Source organism: Synechococcus sp. BDU 130192 (assembly GCF_963876085.1).
In the GTDB taxonomy this organism is placed as follows: Bacteria; Cyanobacteriota; Cyanobacteriia; order Cyanobacteriales; family MRBY01; genus MRBY01.
The window spans coordinates 1-568 of sequence record NZ_CAWNNO010000041.1; the positions used below are offsets into that span (position 1 = coordinate 1).

The window sequence follows — 568 nt, forward strand, 5'->3', positions numbered from 1 at the left end:
TAGATGAGTGGTTGTACAACGGTGGCCCTTACCAGTTGGTAATTTTCCACTTCCTCATTGGTGTTTTCTGCTACATGGGTCGTGAGTGGGAACTTTCTTACCGCCTTGGTATGCGTCCCTGGATCTGTGTTGCATTCTCTGCTCCTGTAGCAGCAGCAACTGCAGTATTCCTCATCTACCCCATCGGTCAAGGTTCCTTTTCTGATGGTATGCCTTTGGGTATCTCTGGTACGTTCAACTTCATGATCGTATTCCAGGCAGAGCACAACATCCTGATGCACCCCTTCCACATGCTTGGTGTGGCTGGTGTATTCGGTGGTTCTTTGTTCTCCGCAATGCACGGTTCTCTCGTAACCTCTTCTTTGGTACGTGAGACCACTGAAACCGAATCTCAGAACTACGGTTACAAGTTCGGTCAAGAGGAAGAAACTTACAACATCGTTGCAGCCCACGGCTACTTCGGTCGTTTGATCTTCCAATATGCATCTTTCAACAACAGCCGTTCCTTGCACTTCTTCTTGGGTGCATGGCCTGTAGTCGGTATCTGGTTCACTGCTCTTGGTGTATC

General features: G+C 48.6%; 1 pseudogene. It reads left to right on the forward strand.

Annotated elements, in window-relative coordinates:
* A pseudogene (locus tag AACT35_RS10045) lies at positions 1 to 568 on the forward strand (photosystem II q(b) protein); the annotation flags it as partial.